Source organism: Bacillus sp. PS95 (genome assembly GCF_037963565.1).
Classification (GTDB): Bacteria; Bacillota; Bacilli; order Bacillales; family Bacillaceae; genus Bacillus; species Bacillus subtilis.
The window spans coordinates 2,761,347-2,780,460 of record NZ_CP150160.1; the positions used below are offsets into that span (position 1 = coordinate 2,761,347).

Sequence of the window (19,114 nt, forward strand, 5' to 3'; positions counted from 1 at the left end):
AAGCTTGATGGCAGATTTTGTTGCTAGTTTGAATGCGGTCTTATGGAGTACGCCCGTCATTTATATTTTATTGGGAATTGGATTCGCCTTTTCAATTATGACCCGTTTTTTACAAGTCCGACATTTAAAAGAAATGATTGTTCAGATGTTCAAAGGCAAGAGCTCTGAAGCCGGCGTTTCATCTTTCCAAGCGTTATCGATTGCGCTGTCCGGCCGTGTGGGCACAGGAAACATCGCGGGAGTGGCGACAGCAATTGCATTCGGCGGACCCGGTGCAGTGTTCTGGATGTGGGCGATTGCCTTTATCGGGGCGGCGAGTGCCTTTGTAGAATCAACGCTTGCTCAAATTTACAAAGTGAAACAAGACGGTCAATATCGGGGCGGCCCTGCTTATTATATAGAAAAAGGCTTAGGCATTAAGTGGTTTGCCGTCTTATTTGCCGCTGCTGCCCTTATTGCAATGGCCTTTCTAATGCCGGGCGTACAGTCCAACTCCATTGCGGCTGGGATCCAAAATGCATTCGGCATCTCTCCTTTCGTCACAGGGTGCGGTCTGGTTTTATTATTAGGGTTTATTATTTTTGGCGGCGTCAAACGAATTGCCAGTGCGGCGCAAATGATTGTTCCATTTATGGCCATTGGATATATCCTGCTGTCTTTGATTATTATTGTCATGAATGTGTCTGAATTACCTGCTGTGCTCTCATTAATATTCAAAAGCGCCTTTGCATTGGATTCCGCTTTTGGCGGCTTGATCGGCATGGCGATTTCCTGGGGCGTTAAACGTGGCATTTATTCAAACGAAGCCGGCCAGGGAACAGGCCCGCATCCGGCAGCTGCTGCAGAGGTTTCTCATCCGGTCAAGCAGGGACTGGTTCAGGCATTTTCTGTTTATATTGACACCTTGTTTGTATGTTCCGCTACAGCTTTCATGATCTTGTTTACCGGCATGTACAATACCCAGGCTGCAGATGGTTCCTTTATCGTTCACCAGCTTAAAGGCGTAGAAGCAGGACCTGGTTTCACACAAGCGGCAATTGACAGTGTTCTTCCCGGATTCGGTGCAGGCTTTGTTGCCATCGCTTTATTCTTCTTCGCTTTTACAACAATTATGGCGTATTACTACATCGCAGAAACAAATATCGCCTATTTAGCACGAGGCAGAGAAAGCAAATGGGCGATGCTTGGCTTAAAACTGATTATTTTAGCCGCCACGTTCTATGGTACTGTGAAAACAGCTTCACTTGCTTGGGCATTAGGGGATGCAGGGCTTGGCATTATGGTATGGCTGAACGTCATTGCCATTGTGCTGCTTGCCAAGCCGGCGCTCCTTGCTTTAAAGGATTATGAGCGCCAAAAGAAGCAGGGCTTAGACCCGATCTTTGATCCAAAAGCGCTGGGTATCAAAAACGCTGATTTCTGGGAGAAAGAATACACTCATGAAAGTGAACGTGTCTCCTGAACATACTAAAACCGGCCCGATATGACCTCGTGCCGGTTTTTTATGAACGATAGTTTGTATACACTTCTTGAACATCATCGTCATCTTCAAGGACGTCTATTAATGTTTCCAGCTTCTCAACAGCCTGATCATCGGCTTCTGCATAGGTATTGGGAAGCATGGTCACCTCCGCCGAAGAAATTAGATATTTCGATTCGAGGGCTGTTTTCACCTCTTCAAAATGCTCAGGCTCTGTGAAAACCTCATATAGGTCTTCTTCAATTTGCAGCTCTTCTCCTCCTGCTTCAAGAACATCAAGCATGAGCTCATCTTCTTCTATTTGCCGTTCAGTACGGTCTATCGTAATGAACCCCTTTCGTTCAAATAAAAAGGCTACACATCCGCTTTCTCCCAGACTTCCGCCATTTTTATTAAAGGCTGTCCGCACATTTGACGCCGTTCGGTTTTTATTATCTGTTACGCATTCAACCATGACGGCAATCCCTGAAGGGCCGTAGCCTTCATAGGTGATTTCTTCATAGCTGCTTCCGTCTTGGCCTCCCGCAGCTTTTTTAATGGCCCGATCTATATTTTCATTCGGCATATTGGCGCCTTTTGCTTTTTCGATGACAAGACGCAATGCTGAATTTGCTTCTGGATCCGCTCCGCCTTCTTTCGCTGCCACATAGATTTCTTTTGCCAGCTTCATAAATATTTTCCCGCGCTTTGCATCCTGTGCATTTTTTCTTTTTTGAATGTTTTTCCACTTGGAATGGCCTGCCATGTTTTCACCTTCTTTTACATTTTCTATGTACACTTTAATGGGAATTGTTCGCTGATGCAAAGAAAAAGGCTGCCGAATATCACTTCCGGCAGCCCTTCCTTCCTAGCGGTTGTTCATTTTATGAAGTTTTCTGAACAGCCCTTTATCTGTTGATACCTGGACATCACGGCCATTTGCATAGTTGCGCGCTGCTTTTACGACATTATCTCTGTCAGACTTTGTGAACTCTCTATGGCTTCTGACTGCGATAACTACTCGGTCATCCGATACCATAACTTGTGTGTCATTGACGTTTTTCACTTGTTTCACACGGTTGGCAATTTTTGCAGCCAGTCTTCTGTTTTCTTGGTTGTCATACCCGTTGTTCGCTGCATTCCGATTCATGTTTCGGTTATTCGTGTTGTTATATGTTCCGTCAGTTGCCAAAGGAACACGATCGTCAGCAGTAACACGGTCACGGTTATTTACATTCGTGGTGTTTCGGTTACCGTCGTTCTGATCCTCCATTAATTCAGAAACAGGACCATCGTGGTCGATTCCGTCTCCCTGTCTATCGGCGTCATTTTCATTTGTATAATATCCGATTGGACGGGTATTGCCGTTATTGCGCGTATCATTCATAGCATTATCGTTTGCTCCGCATGCTGTTAAGCCGGCTGTCATTAGAATCAGGCTAGCGATCGTCATTTTTTTACCCAATGGAAAAACCCCCCGTGGACGAATTGAGCATGTTTGCTCGCTTTTATCATGTGCGTATGGGGGGCATGTTAAGCGTGTCAGTTCTCTCCATTTGGCAGTGATCTGCTTGAAAACAAAAAAAGGAACGATTTACATCGTTCCGAACGATCACTCATTTTCTTCTTCCGGCCGGCCAAACATTTGGTTTACAGAAGGCTGGTTCGTCATTGGCATAGAAACTCCTGCCGAATATGGGTTTGGATTTGGGTTAGCTGTGCCATATGGCATATTAGGGCTTCCATAAGCTCCCATTCCCGAATGGCCAGGCGCAGAGAAATATGGCTGATGATCACCGTCACAGCCGCAGTCGTCATGATCTTTGTATGGCATGTAACCATGAGCCGCAGCAGGCTGGTATGCTCCCATTACTTGGGGAGTGCCGTAATAAGGGCCATACGGCATATGTCCATACGGAGATCCATAAGCCGGAGATGCGTATTGCGGCGCACCGTATGAACCGTAATGTCCGTGATGGCTGTTTTCATGATGCTGGTTTTCATAACCCGGGTCATACTGAGGCGATACAAAGCCTGGCTGGTATCCATGCATCGGATGCATTGGAAAAGCTTGTGCCGGATAGTACGGATAGCATAATCCTGATCCTGGAAGAATTGGCGAAACAGGCACCGGACACGGTACGAAATGAGCCGGATAATGATAATAAGGCTGAACAGCCGGCATCGGCATATTCGGAACTGTGTGATGAACGTTTTCCTCTTCTATACCGCCTACCTCTGGCGCCTTTGGCATATTAGGCATATTCGGATAATTTGCATTTTCCATATTACTCATAGCCTCCTGTTGTGGAAATTGGTCTTGCATATGATACATATGATCCATATTTCCGTCATGATGTTTTTTCGGCTCCTCCGGTTTAGGAGGCGACCAAGGCTGGAAAAGCTGTTTCATATCATAATAATCGTTCACATCAGCTTCAGGGTACACATTTTCCTGCAAATTAGGCATCGGCGGGACATACGGCATGGACTTCTTTTCTTTCGGCTTTGTGTCTTCTACATCGACAACGGATTTAGGCTTCTCTTTCGCATATGGATGTTCTTGCTTCACACTCCCGGCCGCAGGACTTTTGCCCGCTTTTGGCTCTTTTCTGACCGGGACTCCTTCTGACGGCACTTTTATTTTCATTCCAGGCATGATTAAGTCTGGATTACTAAGCTGTGTATTGAGTTTTTTCACTTCCTCAACATCGACTCCGTACTTTTCAGCTATTTTCCAGAGCGAATCGCCTTTTTGAACGATATGGATTTTCAACGTTTTCCCCTCCTATGCAAAACGTGAACAGTTCAGCTGTGATTACAATATGTTTCTTCACAACATATGCCTGAACAAAAGAAGTTATGAGTAAAGGAAGGGAAAATATTTCTGATCTACGTGATCGAAAGCATTCGATTCAGGGCAAGGAGTGCATCTTCCTGAATGGCTTTTGGCACCTTGATGACGCCTGAAGGTTCTCCTTTTTCAATTTGTTCCAGCGACCACAACAAATGCGGCAAATCAATTCGGTTCATTGTCAGGCAAGGGCACATGTCAGGGTTGAGTGATTCGATTTGTTTATCTGGATGCTCGTGAATGATCCGCTGAACAAGATTCATTTCTGTCCCGATTGCCCACTTGCTTCCCGCCGGAGCCTGATTGATTGTGTCGATAATATATTTCGTTGATCCGTTATCATCGCTTAGTGTCACGACTTCGTGTGAGCATTCCGGGTGCACAATGATCTGAATGTCGGGGTCTCGCTCTCTCATATCATGGATATTTTTAGTGGTGAATTTCTCGTGAACAGAGCAATGCCCTTTCCACAAAATCACTTTCACATTCGTATGCCCGGATTCAGCTACTAATTCATCTTTCATCGGATCCCACACAGCCATATCTTCAAGCGCAATGCCCAGATCATAAGCCGTATTTCTCCCTAAATGCTGATCAGGCAAAAATAAAATTCTTTTTTTCTGTGTAAACGCCCATTCAAGCACTTTTTTCGCATTTGAAGAAGTTACAGTTGCTCCGCCATGCTTTCCGACGAATGCCTTGATCTCCGCAGTGGAGTTCACATAAGTTAAAGGTATGATCGTATCTCCAAATATATGCTGAAGCTTCTTCCATGCCCTATTGGTCTGCTGCATGTCAGCCATGTCAGCCATAGAACATCCAGCTCTCATATCTGGCAGGACGACCGTTTGCTGCTCGCTTGTCAGCATATCGGCGGTTTCTGCCATAAAGTGAACGCCGCAAAATACGATATAATCCGCTTCTTTGTTTTTTTCCGCTACTTGGGCCAATTGCAGGGAGTCGCCTGTTTGGTCAGCAAATTGTATCACTTCATCCTTTTGATAATGATGGCCTGGTATAAAGAGCCTGCTGCCGAACTTTTTCTTAATGGCGGCAACGCGCGTTTCCATATCCTTTCTCGATAGTTCTTTATAACTTTCGGGCATCATATCATTCGATTGTTTGATCACATCAAGAATTGACATAACAGCATTCCTCCACAGATTCATTTGATAACGTAACATCCATGCTGATATCTAAACTTTTGACGGAATGAGTCAGAAATCCTAATGAAATATAATTCACACCCGTCCCTTTAAAAGCAGGCAAAGATTCTAACGTAATCCCGCCAGAGGCTTCAGTTTTTATATTAGCCGGTGTGAGCTTTGCAAAATGACGGACCGTATCAGGCGGACAGTTGTCAAACATAATAACATCCGCTCCAGCTGCAATTGCTTCCCGCAGCTGTTCCTCCGTTTCAATTTCCACCTCGATATTTACCATGTGCCCTGCGGCCTGACGGGCTTTTTTGCACGCCTCTAAAATAGAGCCGCATGCTGCGATATGATTATCTTTAATCATGATGCCGTCATACAAACCGAATCGATGATTATACCCGCCGCCGGCTCTGACAGCATATTTCTCCAGCATTCTGAGCCCCGGTGTTGTTTTTCTCGTGTCACAAATTTTAATCTGTTCATCATCCAGACACCGAACAGCCTCTCTTGTCATTGTCGCAATTCCTGACAGCCTCTGAATAAGATTTAATACGACCCGCTCTCCTGAAAGGAGCGCAGCCGCGGGACCGTGTAACTCGGCAATCACTTCACCTTTATGCAACATGTCCCCATCTTTTTTGTGTAAAATGATTTGAACATTTTCGTCCAATAACGAAAAGCCTTCTTTTATGATCGCTGCTCCTGCAAAAATGCCCTCTGACTTTGCAACAATCTCCGCTTCACAGCTCTGTTCTCCAAAAATAGACTGCGATGTAAGATCCCCTGTCCCAATATCCTCAAGAAAAAAGTGATTCAGTAATTTTTTCAGCTGTAAATGATTCATTGTTCCAAATCCCCTCGTTTTTTCTGATCTTCGTTCCTTTTTTTGTATGGACAATTTGTCTTCCTTGCCAGCCCACCTCAGTATGAGGAAAATCGGTGCGGAAGTGAGCCCCTCTGCTTTCCTCCCGCAAAAGCGCAGAAAACGTCATCAGCTTTGCAGCTTGCCATAGATGAGAAAGCTCCAGCTGCGGAATTGTGATATCCTTCACATTCACTTCCTGAAAAGGCAGCGTATGAAGCCAGATGCTAAGCTCAATCAAACTGCTTTGTTCCCGCAGAATAGACATGTGACTTGTCATTTTGCTTTGCAGTTCATGCATCTCTATATCCGGCACCTCGTAGACGACACTGGTTTCTAGCCCTGATTGATATTGCCTGTTATAAACCGGTTTTTGGATAATATGCTCTGCTGCCCTTTTTCCAAATACCAGCGCTTCCAATAAAGAATTGCTTGCAAGCCGGTTTGCTCCATGTAAACCGGAGCATGCTGTCTCGCCAATCGCATAAAGTCCCGGCACTGTCGTTTCTCCCCAGCGATTAACTGAAACACCTCCCATTAAGAAATGCATTCCCGGAGCAACAGGAATTTTTCCGCTGTGAATATCAACCCCTGCTTTTTCACAAATAGCGGTGATGGTAGGGAAACGCGTTTCAAAATCAGAAATCGCACTGAAGTCTATATAAACGCGATTTCCTTTTGCCATTTCTTCGTGAATAACCCGTGAGACAATATCTCTTGGAGCCAGGTCACCTAAAGGATGCCGTTCAGCCATAATCCTGCGGCCGTTTTCGTCTACTAAACATCCGCCTTCCCCTCTGACAGCTTCTGAAACAAGCCCGTAGGAAACACCATTTTTCACAAGCAGTGTCGGGTGAAACTGAGTAAACTCCAAATCCGTTAATTCCGCCCCGGCCCGGTAAGCCAGAGAAAGACCGTCACCTGTGACAGTGAGATCATTCGTATGGTGAAGAAACAGGTTTCCACAGCCGCCGGCAGCCAGCACAACTTCGTCTGCGTGCCTTACCTTGAGCTGCCCTTTGCTGTCTTTTGTCATGACGCCGATACATCGTCCGTCCTCTATAAGCAAATCTGCTGCCGTTTCATTCTCGATTAACTTGATTTTGCTGTTGATCCGTTTGAGCAAATAATCGATAAGCAGCCTGCCTGTTGCGTCTCCGCCTGCATGAAATATGCGGTTGTATGAGTGGGCCCCTTCTCTTCCAAGACAAACACCGCCTCGTTCATTGCGGTCGAATGGAAATCCACGCTCCAATAGGCTTTGAACCATCATTTTTCCATCATGTAATACGTCTGCTGCAATAGCTAGATTATTATGGCCGCACCCTGCGTATAACGTATCCTCCAGATGGGCTTCAATCGAGTCATCTTTTGCATAGGCCGCAGCAATCCCGCCTTGTGCATAGACAGAATTGCTGTTTTTGACGCTTTTTTTTGTGATAACAGTCACTTCGTATGAGGGCGGGAAAGCTGCAGCTAAGGAAAGTGCCGCCGCCCCTGAACCGATGACTGCAATCGTCTTTTTAGACATATGCCATCCTCCTGTTGTTTACACCTGTCTTGACACCTATATTTACACAAGGATAAAATAAACTCAAGAGTTTTTTATGGAGAACGGATGGAGGAAGACCGGATGATTTATTTAGATTATGCAGCGACAACGCCTATTTGTGAGGAAGCCCTTACTGTATATCAGAAGCTTAGTATGGATATGTACGGAAATGCCAGCAGCCTGCATGATGCAGGAGGAAAAGCAAAGCACATACTGGAGTACTGCCGTGAAAAAATCGCCAACATCATTGGCGGAGAAGCAAGCGGCATCTATTTTACAAGCGGCGGCACTGAATCCAATTTTCTGGCCATTCAATCATTGCTAAACGGCCTGCCAAAAACGAAAAGACATTTTATTACGACTGCCATGGAGCATCAGTCCATTCACAATTGCGCTGCTTTTTTGGAACAGCAGGGATATGATGTAACAGTCATTGAACCGAATGAATACGGGCTTATTACCGAGGAAATATTACTAGCCCATATCCGGTCGGAAACAGGCCTTGTATCTATTCAGCATGCAAATTCTGAAACCGGGATCATTCAGCCCATTCACCGCCTGTCTTCATACCTGCACAATAAGGGCATTCTTCTTCATTGCGACGCTGTTCAAACGTTTGGAAAGATCCCGATCAATACAAAAAATCTGGGAGTAGATGCACTCTCAATGTCCAGCCATAAAATCCACGGTCCAAAAGGAGTAGGGGCGGTCTATATCCGTCCGGATGTCCCTTGGAAACCCGTTTATCCTCTGACTACTCACGAATACGGATTCAGAGCCGGCACCGTAAATGTTCCCGGGATCGGTGCCTTCACTGCCGCTGCAGAATTGATCGTAAGCGAAATGGAAAAACAGATATCCCGCAATGAGGCATTAAGAACATACTTTCTAGACCAAATCCGTATTCGGTCTCTCCCTGTAACCCTTGCGGCAAACACTTCGCAAGCAGAATGTCTTCCGCATATTATAGGGTGTTTTTTTCACTCATTTGAAGGACAATATGTTATGTTAGAATGTAATCGGAGTAATATTTGCATTTCAACCGGCAGCGCTTGTTCTGCAGGTTACCACGGTCCGTCTGAAACAATGAAAGCATTAAGAAAAACCGAACAAGAAGCTCTGCAATTTATCCGCATCTCTTTTGGCAGGCATACAACAGCTGAACAGCTGGAACAGTTATTACATACGTTTACAGTGCTTTGGGAACAAAAGAAAGGAGAATTTGATATTGACCGAAGAATTAAAGCTAATGGGCGCCAACAGGCGTGACCAGCTTCTTCTGTGGCTGAAGGAATCTAAATCACCGCTGACAGGAGGAGAACTCGCAAAAAAAGCGAACGTTTCAAGACAGGTTATTGTACAGGATATATCGCTCTTGAAAGCGAAAAATGTACCGATTATCGCCACAAGCCAAGGATATGTATACATGGATGCAGCCGCTCAGCAGCACCAGCAGGCAGAAAGAATCATAGCATGTCTGCACGGTCCTGAACGGACAGAAGAGGAACTGCAGCTCATCGTCGACGAAGGCGTTACAGTAAAAGACGTAAAAATCGAGCATCCCGTGTATGGAGATTTAACTGCAGCCATCCAAGTAGGCACCCGGAAGGAAGTTAGCCATTTCATTAAAAAAATCAATTCTACGAATGCTGCCTACTTATCACAGCTGACCGACGGCGTGCACCTGCATACACTGACAGCACCTGATGAACATCGCATCGATCAAGCTTGCCAAGCCCTCGAAGAAGCCGGCATTTTAATTAAAGACTAAAAAAAGCCCTCTAGAGGGCTTTTTTATAATTGATAAGACTGGTATGCACCCAGGAGCTTCACTTTGCAGCCGAGCGCTTCAAGCTCCTGCATGGCCCCTGGAATCAATACATCATCAAACGCTTTTTCAATATCAATAATAAAGAAATAATGGCCTAATCCGGTTTTAGTCGGACGTGACTCAATTTTTGACAAGTTTAAATTTCTCCAAGAAAATGCAGACAGCACTCTATGCAGCGCCCCAGACTGATCATCCTGCGGCAGCATGACCATTAAGGTCGTTTTGGGCCTAGAACTCAATTTTGAATTCACTTCAAAAGATATGTTTTCATCAGGAGACAGGATAACAAATCTTGTATGATTGTCCCTATAATCCTGTATATCCCGTTTCACGATTTTTAATTCGTATGTAGAAGCTGCCATATCATTGGCAATGACCCCGATATTCAGCTCGGGATGGTCACTGACAAACTTTGCTGCCGCCCCGGTAGAATTGGCGTATTCATATGGAACGGAAGGAAAATGTCGATGAAGAAATTTATGGCATTGCGCAATCGCGTGTGAATGTGAGTAAATTTTGTCGAGCTCTTTCCATGCATTCTCTCTAGAGGGATGGACGAGCAAGTGCTGATGAATCGGCAACGTCATTTCACCCACGATTGGCAAGGGCTGTTCATGTATTAAATAGTCTATTGTTAGATTAACAGATCCTTCTAATGCATTTTCCAAAGGAACAAAAGCAAAATCAACTTCGCCTGCAACGGCTGCATCTATACACTCCGGAATGGTGCGGTAAGCAACATGTTCGGCGCCGTTTTGAAAACAAGAACTGACTGCTAGATGTGTAAATGTAGCTGCTGGACCTAAATAACCGACTTTCATGACGATTTTCTCTCCCTTATGCACCTGAACCTAATATTTCAACCTTTTCTACAAAATCAAACTTCCTGAGCTTATTCATTAATGTATGAATGTCTTCTTCCATTGCCGACGTACTGATAGACAGTGTCACATTTGCTCTGCCTTGAAGCGGAATGGTCTGGTGAATGGAAAGAACGTTGCTTCCAGAATCAGCTACAGCCTGAAGAAGCTGAGATAACGCACCTGACCTATCCTCCAAATGAAAGAAAAGTGTGATAATTTGTTCTTTTACCATGGTGTAGAATGGAAAAACAGCATCCCTGTATTTATAAAACGCACTTCTGCTTAAATCGACCTTTTGAACGGCATCTGCTACTGAATCTGCTTTTTTTCGATCAAGCAGCTTTTTGACTTCTAATGTTTTTCTCATTGCATCGGGCAATACATCTTCACGGACAAGATAAAATGTCTCCTCTTTCATTTGCATCCCCCCTTTAAAATAGAGAGCCTGACACCAGGCTCTCTTTTCAGCCAACATTCATTAATCAATAAATTCAAATTCAAATTCCAGAAGCCTGATTATATCTCCATCCTTGGCTCCGCGTTCTCTGAGTGCTTCATCAACACCCATTCCGCGCATCTGTCTTGCAAACCGTTTAACCGATTCATCACGTGAGAAATCAGTCATCTTGAATAACCGCTCAAGGCTGTCTCCTGAAAGCACAAATACACCGTCTGGATCGCGTGTAATGTTAAATGGCACTTCTTCATTTTCCATCGTGTACATGACACGGTTTTGTGTAAGCTCTTCCTCGTCATACAGCGGGAATTCCGGTGTGTTCTCAAGCTGATTGGCAACCTCAAACAGAAGCTCACGCAGACCTTCTCTTGTCACCGCACTGATCGGGAATACCGGATAATCATCCGTCAGCTTTTCTTTAAAGGCTTCGAGATTTTCCGCAGCCTCCGGCATGTCCATTTTATTTGCAACGATAATTTGCGGACGCTCAGTGAGACGCAGATTGTACTCGCTCAGCTCCTGGTTAATCGTAAGATAATCATCATATGGATCACGGCCTTCTAAGCCTGACATGTCAATGACATGAACAATAACCCTCGTCCGTTCAATATGGCGCAAAAACTGGTGGCCCAGTCCGACGCCTTGGTGTGCGCCTTCAATCAGCCCCGGCAAATCAGCCATGACAAAGCTGCGTCCGTCATCCGTTTCAACCATGCCGAGATTCGGGACAAGCGTTGTAAAGTGATAGTCCGCAATTTTCGGTTTTGCAGATGAGACAACAGACAGCAAAGTAGATTTTCCCACACTTGGGAACCCGACAAGTCCGACATCTGCAAGCACTTTTAATTCAAGAACAATGTAGCGTTCTTTTCCCGGCTCGCCGTTTTCTGAAAGCTGAGGCGCGGGATTAGCCGGTGTAGCAAAGCGGCTATTCCCTCTTCCTCCTCTTCCGCCTCTTGCAATGACAGCCCGCTGTCCGTGCTCTGTTAAATCAGCGATGACCTGTTTTGTATCATCGTCTGTCACAACGGTGCCCGGCGGAACTTTAATGACCATATCATCAGCATTTCGCCCGTGCTGGTTTTTGGACATGCCATGCTCGCCGCGAATCGCTTTAAAGTGTTTTTTGTATCTAAAATCCATCAGGGTGCGGAGACCTTCATCTACTTCAAAAACGACGTCTCCTCCCTTTCCTCCGTCACCGCCGGCAGGGCCGCCTTTCGGCACATATTTTTCACGGCGAAACGCAACCATACCGTTGCCGCCGTCGCCGCCTTTTACATATACTTTGACCTGATCTACAAACATAATGTCCTCCGTTCTAAACCGTTAAAAACTCCGCTAGTCCAACCCAATTTCAATCAGACATTCGTGGCTCGTGATTTCAAAACGCATGATATCAACGTCCTCATATCCATTCTGCCGAATATCATCAAAAGCAGATGGATCGGCAAAGGCGCCGTGAAAATCAAGGTACAGAATCAGCTGTCTGTCAGGATGATCCGTTTGAAGCGAAACCGTTAAATGATTTTCACTCTCTCTGCTGACTGCTTGATCAAACAGATGAAACAGCTTTCTCATCAGTTTCGCCAGCTTTTGATCATAAGCCGACAAATCCTTAATTTCTCCGAGAACTTCATATTCAAGCGTCATATAATGGGTTTTCCAATTAAACGTAAGAAAATCAAACGCCAAATGCGGTGTTTTCAGGTTTGAGAGCTTTGATTCGTGCTTTGCGTCTATAACCATTTCTTCAATCATTTCAAAGACACGGTCATACTTCTGTAAGCTTAAGTTTCCTTTAATCAGCTGCAGCTTATTCATCCAATCATGCCGGGAATGGCCAAGCAGATGAATCAGTTCGTTTGTTAATGCCGTGTCGCTTATATTTTCTTCTTGATTTTTTGAAACATCCTTCATTTTCGCACTCCCAATCATTTAATTTCTTATTTAGGAGTCTGTATAAGTGTGTATTATGAATTATAACAGAGAAGGCTTTGTTAGAAAAACAATTGTTTTTCCCAGAAATATCATGTTCCTTTTTTCTGGCTTTTGTTGATTTGCAGCCAGGCAGAACATTTTATGTATTACTGCTTGGGGAACATATCCAGTGGGTTTGAGATGTTTATTCTCATTCTTGGCGGGGTCTGCTCGCACATACTCTGCATTTCATTCTAGGTGTTTACTCCGCATATTGCAAAAAAAACTCCAGTCATCATCGACCGGAGTTTTTTGAATCATTATTGAGCTACAGGATATACGCTCACTTTTTTGCGGTCACGGCCGAAACGTTCGAATTTAACAGTTCCGTCGATTTTCGCAAATAGAGTGTCATCTCCGCCGCGGCCCACGTTTTCACCTGGGTAAATTTTTGTTCCGCGTTGACGGTAAAGGATAGAACCGCCTGTTACGAATTGACCGTCAGCACGTTTAGCACCTAAACGTTTAGCCTCAGAGTCACGTCCGTTCTTTGTAGAACCTACTCCTTTTTTAGAAGCGAAAAACTGAAGATCTAATCTAAGCATGTAGCTCACCTCCTATATTATGTTTGTGGTCACACGCAAGTTGTCTTTGTAATCCCGTTCGATTGTCTCCAGCGAAACAATCATGCCTTCAATCAGCAGCTGAGCTTTTTGGCGTGCCTCTGGATCAAGAGATTCAGGGAATTCAAAATAAAAATAACCCCCGTCCTCCCCTATATCAAGAAGCGGCTCGAAGCCCGCGAGCACAATGACCGCGTTAACGGCTCCAAACACAACGGCTGTCACTCCGGCACAAACAAGATCTTGTCCATGTTCAGCAAAATTCGCATGGCCCGTCATTTCAAAAGACAATATGCCTTTATCATGAGACCTTCTGATTGTTGCCTGAATCATGCTTACGCGTTGATTTTTTCGATCGTCACTTTAGTGTAAGGCTGACGATGACCTTGTTTTTTATGAACGTTTTTCTTTGGTTTGTATCTGAAAACAGTGATTTTTTTCGCGCGGCCTTGTTTTTCAACTTTAGCCGTTACTGTTGCGCCTTCAACTGTAGGGTTGCCGACTTTCACGTTGTCTCCGCCAACAAACAAAACGTCTTCAAAAGTAACTGTTTCACCTGCTTCAGCAGCAAGTTTTTCGATGTAAACAGTTTGGCCTTCTTCAACTTTGATTTGTTTACCGCCTGTTTTAATGATTGCGTACATTCTCTGCACCTCCTATTAGACTAAGACTCGCCAGATACCAGGGGGCTGTAAAAGCTCTTAACACCTGTACTGAGCGGTTGTAGCAATGGTGCTACATCCATAACATTAAAAAATATACCAAAATACAAGGCGTTTGTCAATCAGTTTTAGTAGGGCAGAAGCAGTTCCTCCATGGAAGAATTCGTCCGCTTATCGGCAAAGTAAGCGTGCAGCACTTCATTCTCGTCAAGCTGGCTGAGCTTTTGGCCTGATTTTTCTATAATAATCGGATGCTTACAGCCACGTTTGAACTCGGCCATCACATGATAGACTTTATCCTCCGCCTTTACTGTCAGCGGCAGAAGTTTCTCAAGCTCCCTGTTTTTTCCGTAATACCTTTCGAGGAGAAATCTCACATGGATATAGTGCCTTTGCCGATATTCCTCAAACAAGGAAACAGCCAGAAAGACAAACAAAACCCATGCGCTGATTTGCAGAGGAATCACGAATAAAACCCAGCACCCGAGCAGCAGGCAGAAGCAGAGCGACGTTTTTAGATTAAGCCGGTGAGCCTTTTGAAAAGGCAGCTGTTTGGAAAACAACAAAAATAACAGTTTTCCTCCATCCAGCGGCCAGATCGGCAGTAAATTGACAAATAAGATAGAAAGATTATAAAAGGTGAAGAGTTCAAAGGTATGCTGATGAATCACTGAGACTTCTGCAAGCATCCAGGCGGCAAACTGAAGCCAGATGTGCTGAAGAGGGCCGGCAATAATGACCGCAAACTCTTCCTTTAACGGCCGATTCCCGTGCTCTTCCACTTCGACCGTTCCGCCAAACGGCAGCAAAAAAACACGCTTGATTCTCCAAGAAAAAAACACAGCCAGAGCAGCATGCCCCAGCTCATGAATCAATACAATCAGGAGCAGACATAATAATGCTTTCATATGGCCTGTGAGCAAGCCCAGCGCCGCAATAATCCAAAGAAAAGGATGCACATGGATCTTTAAGATAAGGTCGAGCCATTTATTCAAATGAAATCACCTGAATCGGATCAATAAATTTATCGCCGTCTTTCATGGCAAAATAATAGACCCCTTTATTATGATCATCAAGCTTAATCGAACCGAGCTTTTTGCCTTTATCCACAAAATCATATAAAGCAACATCCACATCTTTGAGCTCGCCATAGATACTATAGGTGTTGTCAGCATGCTGCACCTTAACCGTCAGTCCCGTTTGGCTGTCTTTGCTGACTTCAACCACATAGCCTTCTTTTACGCTATCAATCTTATCACTGCTTGTTTCGACTTTAATTCCTTCCCCATTGTCCTGAAAATCCTGCTGTACTTTCCCGGATGCAGGCGCGATCAGATCTTTGCCTACTTCAATCTGCTGTTCCTTATTTTTGTGTTCAGGAGCCAGGAAAGCAAGCGGATTTCCGAATTTGGTTTCGAACCAATGGCTTGCTGAAGCAAATTGAAATTCAGTTTCAAAGGTTTTGGCTACGGCGGGTTTAATCTGACTGACGGGTCCAATGTTTGTTTTATAGGCTATAGCTGAAACGAGAACAAGGCAGGCCGACAGAAGACATTTCAGGATAATTGAATCTGTTTTCACCAATGGGTGTTTTCCGTTGAATGTTGGCATGTTATCTTCGTAGACCGGAAGTGTTCCATGCTTTTCCTGATCCGTTACCATCACCCAGGACGGGGGTTTCTGCTTTTCAGAAACTGTCTGAGTAGAGAAACGTTTTGAGCCGGAAAGCTGCTTTCTTCTTTTCTCTAATCGTTTTCTGATTTCATCTGCTCTGTGACTCATTGCCATCATCCTTTGCATTCGTTGGGTTTGTACATCATATGTCTTGTCCATGGCAAATATTCGGTTTAGTCAAGAACAAAGCAGGCAAAAACAAAAAAACCTGACACAGCATATGCTTTGTCAGATTCTTCTCTTTGATTCTATCACATTAAGATCTTACTCCGAAAAATGACTTAATCTTAGCCATCATTCCTTTGTTTTGCTCTTCAAGCACCTGTAAAGGAACAGATTCACCTAAGATGCGGCGGGCAATATTGCGATATGCAATAGAAGCGCGGTTTTTCGGGTCCATCGCAATCGGTTCACCATGGTTGGAAGCTTTGATGACTTCATCATCATCAGCCACGATTCCGAGCAAATCGATCGACAGATGCTGTACGATTTCGTCGATATCCATCGTGTCACCGTTTTTCATCAGGTGATTTCTGATTCTGTTTACAACAAGCCGCGGCGATTCAACATTTTCTTCTTGCTCCAGCAGCCCTATAATACGGTCAGCATCACGAACAGCTGAGATTTCAGGCGTAGTGACCACAATCGCTTTATCAGCTCCGGAAACGGCATTTTTGTACCCTTGCTCGATTCCGGCAGGACAGTCTATGATGACATAGTCAAATTCCTGTTTGAGCTCTTGGACCATGTTTTTAATTTGTTCAGGAGCAACAGCTGTCTTATCGCTCGTTTGAGCAGCGGGCATTAAATAGAGCAGATCATCGAAACGTTTGTCTTTTACGAGCGCCTGATGCATTTTGCATCTGCCCTCTACAACGTCTACCAGATCGTAAATAATTCTATTTTCAAGACCCATTACAACATCAAGGTTGCGCAGTCCTATATCAGTATCTACTAAGCATACACGCTTCCCTAAAATGGCTAAGGCGGTACCGAGGTTCGCAGATGTTGTTGTCTTACCTACTCCGCCTTTTCCCGAAGTTATTACGATAGCCTCACCCAATTCACATTCCTCCCTCAAGCCTTGTTAGATCAGGTCTTAAATGAGCCAAATGTTGAAGGCGTTCAATGACCATATTTCCATCTGTATCTAAATAAGCACATTCCATTTCGTTCCCTTTTTGAATGTGGTCTGGGGAGCGATTTAACACATGATTGATTCTTAATTGTGTCGGAAGCATTTCAGAGGCGGCGATGACCGCTTGATTATTTCCATTGAATCCAGCATGCGCAATTCCTTTCAGTGAGCCCAGAACAAAAATGTTCCCTCCGGCCCTGACTGTTCCGCCGGGATTCACGTCACCGATCAGGAGCAAGTCGCCTTTTACCTGCAGCACTTGGCCTGAACGGACAATTTTTGAAACAGAAATAATTTCGGCTTCCTCTCTTATCTGCTGTGCTTCTTTTTTAGTAATGACTTCACTGTCAATAGAATGAACAAACAAATCTTTCTTTGACGCAATTAATTCGGTTAGCTGTTCCTCTTGCTCCTTATATAAAAAGCGATTTCCCAGCTTAACATGAACGCTGATTTTCTGGCCTTTTCCATCGGTATATTGTTCAATTGACAGCATATTCTGAAGACCATCGAGAAGCTCATCAAAAGAACACGCATCATCCAGATGCAATGTTAGTCCATTCTTTGTTCCTTTTATTGTTACATATTGCTGCTTTTTGGCCTTCACAATATTCACCTCAACAACATACTCATTTCGTCAAAAAAAGATAAAATCCTTTTTACTCATCTCTCAATTCTTTCTTTAGACTCATAAAAAACAATCTAAATGGCAGAACAAGAATAAGAGCTGCTGCAATATTTAATAAAATTGTCGGTATAAACCGGTCAAGCACAAATCCGTTAAACGTCATAATATCTTTATGAATCAAAGACTGAATGCCGAATACATAAAATTCGAGCAGACAGACAGCCAGAACCGCTATCAATATCACTACAAATGCGTTTGTATGTAACACTTTAAACGCTTTTGAAGCCAAATAGCATAGCCCTGCAAAACCAAACATGTAAACGCCTAATAGACTTGTATAGTTCATGTCATATAGAAAACCAAAAATAAATCCGTAAATCATCGCGTGTTTTTGGTTGATAAAAGCCGACATGAATATCAATACAAGCATCAAAAAACGCGGGGCGAGCACTTGGTCATCTGTAACGAAAGGAAAATGCACCAAATCTGTAAAAATGCTTTCCGCAGAAAAAACAAGCATCATAACGAAAGGGAGAAGGAAACGTTTCACGATCCTTCCTCCTCTGTATCGACAGTCGGCACGTCACGGTTTACAACGATCACATTATTTAAATCTGTAAGGTCAGCCGCAGGTTTTACATAAGCAACCTTCGTTAGTCCATAGGAATCTGACTCGATATCAGTCACTTCACCGATTGTCAGCCCTTCTGGGAAAACACCGCCTGTCCCTGATGTTTCAATAAGATCGCCTTTTTTCACGTCTTGTTTATCCTTACGCTCAATAATTGTCATCTTAAGACGTTTTTTCTCTTTGTCATATCCTTCGATCAAGCCGTAGCCTTTGCTGCCTTTTTTTCCGGAAATTTTTGTCGCGACTCTGTTATTGCGGTCAGTATCGCTTAAAAGCTGAACAGCAGACGTAAAATTGTTAAGTCCGGAGCTTTTGATCTTGCCGATTAATGCGCCTTTTTCGTTTGTAACGGCCATATCTTTCGCTACGTTTTGCTGAGTCCCCTTGTTAATGGTGACCTGTTTGGCCCAATTATCAGGGCTTCTGGCGATGACCGTTGCTAAAATCGGCTTGTAATCTTTAATCGATTTGACATGGCCAAGCTCGTCACGCAAGGATTTGTTTTCTTCTTCAAGCTCTTGAAGCTTGGCTTCATATTGTGTCTGTCCGTCAAGTTTTTCTCTTAGACGCTCGTTTTCTTTGTATGTGTTTTTTAAATCATTGATGTTCTCAAATATTCCTGCAAAAAATTCGGCAGGCGTATGAAAAATATTTTGAAATACTCCCGTCGTATCGCCGATCACTTTCTCAGGCCAGGTGGTATTGCGGCCGCCCTTCAGCGAAAATCCAATCATAGCCACCAATATGATAATACACAGAAGTAATAGCATTAACCGCTTATTCGGCATCGTGTTACACCTCTT

At 44.1% G+C, this 19,114-nt stretch carries 23 protein-coding genes and 1 other annotated feature; of the genes, 4 read left to right on the plus strand and 19 right to left on the minus strand.

The genetic code is table 11. The features are described from left to right. Positions 1 to 7 precede the first annotated feature (7 nt). A complete protein-coding gene (locus NSQ12_RS14420) occupies positions 8 to 1,462 on the plus strand; it encodes an alanine/glycine:cation symporter family protein (protein WP_003229701.1) in 1,455 nt (484 codons plus the stop codon). 40 nt (positions 1,463 to 1,502) lie between these two features. Here the strand turns inward: NSQ12_RS14420 and NSQ12_RS14425 are convergent, their stop codons facing one another. From NSQ12_RS14425 to nadB, 6 genes are all read right to left on the minus strand, one after another. Then, the gene (locus NSQ12_RS14425) at positions 1,503 to 2,225 is read right to left on the minus strand and encodes a YebC/PmpR family DNA-binding transcriptional regulator (RefSeq protein ID WP_339176687.1); all 723 of its coding nucleotides are present in this window, start codon (positions 2,223 to 2,225) and stop codon (positions 1,503 to 1,505) included. Between the two features lie 102 nt (positions 2,226 to 2,327). Further along, positions 2,328 to 2,924 (minus strand): spore germination protein SgpA, encoded by a 597-nt coding sequence (sgpA, locus tag NSQ12_RS14430; protein WP_038829633.1) that lies wholly within the window; start codon positions 2,922 to 2,924, stop codon positions 2,328 to 2,330. A 147-nt stretch (positions 2,925 to 3,071) separates the two neighbouring features. Further along, a complete protein-coding gene (gene safA / locus NSQ12_RS14435; RefSeq protein ID WP_131227743.1) occupies positions 3,072 to 4,235 on the minus strand; it encodes a spore coat assembly protein SafA in 1,164 nt (387 codons plus the stop codon). 116 nt (positions 4,236 to 4,351) lie between these two features. Then, entirely contained in the window at positions 4,352 to 5,458 is a 1,107-nt protein-coding gene (gene nadA, locus NSQ12_RS14440; protein WP_003229691.1) for a quinolinate synthase NadA, read from the minus strand. Further along, on the minus strand, positions 5,445 to 6,314 hold the full coding sequence (gene nadC / locus NSQ12_RS14445; RefSeq protein WP_033882942.1) for a carboxylating nicotinate-nucleotide diphosphorylase: 870 nt from the start codon (positions 6,312 to 6,314) through the stop codon (positions 5,445 to 5,447). Before nadC ends, nadA begins: the two co-directional genes overlap by 14 nt. Then, positions 6,268 to 7,863, minus strand: a complete 1,596-nt coding sequence (gene nadB, locus NSQ12_RS14450; protein ID WP_339174985.1) for an L-aspartate oxidase — start codon at positions 7,861 to 7,863, stop codon at positions 6,268 to 6,270. The genes nadC and nadB overlap by 47 nt, the downstream gene beginning before the upstream one ends. 102 nt (positions 7,864 to 7,965) lie before the next feature. Between nadB and nifS the strand changes: the two genes are divergently transcribed. Beyond that, the gene (gene nifS, locus NSQ12_RS14455; RefSeq protein ID WP_339174987.1) at positions 7,966 to 9,153 is read left to right on the plus strand and encodes a cysteine desulfurase NifS; all 1,188 of its coding nucleotides are present in this window, start codon (positions 7,966 to 7,968) and stop codon (positions 9,151 to 9,153) included. Next, a complete protein-coding gene (locus tag NSQ12_RS14460; RefSeq protein WP_004398582.1) occupies positions 9,113 to 9,655 on the plus strand; it encodes a transcription repressor NadR in 543 nt (180 codons plus the stop codon). Before nifS ends, NSQ12_RS14460 begins: the two co-directional genes overlap by 41 nt. Positions 9,656 to 9,678: 23 nt before the next feature. Here NSQ12_RS14460 and pheA read toward each other — a convergent pair whose 3' ends face one another. Genes pheA through spo0B form a run of 4 tightly spaced genes read right to left on the minus strand, consistent with a single transcriptional unit; the run spans position 9,679 to position 12,955 of the window. Beyond that, positions 9,679 to 10,536: a prephenate dehydratase gene (gene pheA / locus NSQ12_RS14465; protein ID WP_014477545.1), complete on the minus strand. Its 858-nt coding sequence runs from the start codon at positions 10,534 to 10,536 to the stop codon at positions 9,679 to 9,681. Between the two features lie 16 nt (positions 10,537 to 10,552). Next, positions 10,553 to 10,996, minus strand: a complete 444-nt coding sequence (gene thrR / locus NSQ12_RS14470; RefSeq protein WP_003222630.1) for a transcriptional regulator ThrR — start codon at positions 10,994 to 10,996, stop codon at positions 10,553 to 10,555. A gap of 60 nt (positions 10,997 to 11,056) precedes the next feature. Next, positions 11,057 to 12,343, minus strand: coding sequence for a GTPase ObgE (gene obgE, locus NSQ12_RS14475; RefSeq protein WP_003246161.1), 1,287 nt, complete (start codon positions 12,341 to 12,343; stop codon positions 11,057 to 11,059). Between the two features lie 33 nt (positions 12,344 to 12,376). After that, entirely contained in the window at positions 12,377 to 12,955 is a 579-nt protein-coding gene (spo0B, locus tag NSQ12_RS14480; protein ID WP_004399131.1) for a sporulation initiation phosphotransferase Sop0B, read from the minus strand. Between the two features lie 77 nt (positions 12,956 to 13,032). Between spo0B and NSQ12_RS14485 the strand changes: the two genes are divergently transcribed. Then, positions 13,033 to 13,155: a hypothetical protein gene (locus tag NSQ12_RS14485; RefSeq protein WP_339174989.1), complete on the plus strand. Its 123-nt coding sequence runs from the start codon at positions 13,033 to 13,035 to the stop codon at positions 13,153 to 13,155. A gap of 120 nt (positions 13,156 to 13,275) precedes the next feature. Here the strand turns inward: NSQ12_RS14485 and rpmA are convergent, their stop codons facing one another. The 9 genes from rpmA to mreC all read right to left on the minus strand — a co-directional run bounded on the left by rpmA (position 13,276) and on the right by mreC (position 19,099). Next, positions 13,276 to 13,560, minus strand: a complete 285-nt coding sequence (gene rpmA / locus NSQ12_RS14490) for a 50S ribosomal protein L27 (RefSeq protein WP_003222623.1) — start codon at positions 13,558 to 13,560, stop codon at positions 13,276 to 13,278. Between the two features lie 12 nt (positions 13,561 to 13,572). Beyond that, on the minus strand, positions 13,573 to 13,911 hold the full coding sequence (locus tag NSQ12_RS14495) for a ribosomal-processing cysteine protease Prp (protein ID WP_003229669.1): 339 nt from the start codon (positions 13,909 to 13,911) through the stop codon (positions 13,573 to 13,575). A 2-nt stretch (positions 13,912 to 13,913) separates the two neighbouring features. Next, positions 13,914 to 14,222 (minus strand): 50S ribosomal protein L21, encoded by a 309-nt coding sequence (rplU, locus tag NSQ12_RS14500; RefSeq protein ID WP_003229668.1) that lies wholly within the window; start codon positions 14,220 to 14,222, stop codon positions 13,914 to 13,916. 13 nt (positions 14,223 to 14,235) lie between these two features. Beyond that, positions 14,236 to 14,311, minus strand: a sequence feature (ribosomal protein L21 leader region). Positions 14,312 to 14,368: 57 nt separating this feature from the next. Then, positions 14,369 to 15,235, minus strand: a complete 867-nt coding sequence (gene spoIVFB, locus NSQ12_RS14505; protein ID WP_004398649.1) for a stage IV sporulation intramembrane metalloprotease SpoIVFB — start codon at positions 15,233 to 15,235, stop codon at positions 14,369 to 14,371. Further along, complete coding sequence (spoIVFA, locus tag NSQ12_RS14510) at positions 15,228 to 16,022, minus strand: stage IV sporulation protein SpoIVFA (RefSeq protein ID WP_004398684.1); 795 nt, start codon at positions 16,020 to 16,022, stop codon at positions 15,228 to 15,230. The genes spoIVFB and spoIVFA overlap by 8 nt, the downstream gene beginning before the upstream one ends. Positions 16,023 to 16,170: 148 nt before the next feature. Then, a complete protein-coding gene (gene minD, locus NSQ12_RS14515) occupies positions 16,171 to 16,977 on the minus strand; it encodes a septum site-determining protein MinD (RefSeq protein ID WP_014664846.1) in 807 nt (268 codons plus the stop codon). A gap of 1 nt (position 16,978) precedes the next feature. Further along, positions 16,979 to 17,659, minus strand: a complete 681-nt coding sequence (gene minC, locus NSQ12_RS14520) for a septum site-determining protein MinC (RefSeq protein ID WP_339174991.1) — start codon at positions 17,657 to 17,659, stop codon at positions 16,979 to 16,981. Positions 17,660 to 17,711: 52 nt separating this feature from the next. Next, the gene (gene mreD, locus NSQ12_RS14525) at positions 17,712 to 18,230 is read right to left on the minus strand and encodes a rod shape-determining protein MreD (protein WP_004398811.1); all 519 of its coding nucleotides are present in this window, start codon (positions 18,228 to 18,230) and stop codon (positions 17,712 to 17,714) included. After that, entirely contained in the window at positions 18,227 to 19,099 is an 873-nt protein-coding gene (gene mreC / locus NSQ12_RS14530) for a rod shape-determining protein MreC (protein WP_009967915.1), read from the minus strand. The genes mreD and mreC overlap by 4 nt, the downstream gene beginning before the upstream one ends. Between the last annotated feature and the right edge of the window lie 15 nt (positions 19,100 to 19,114).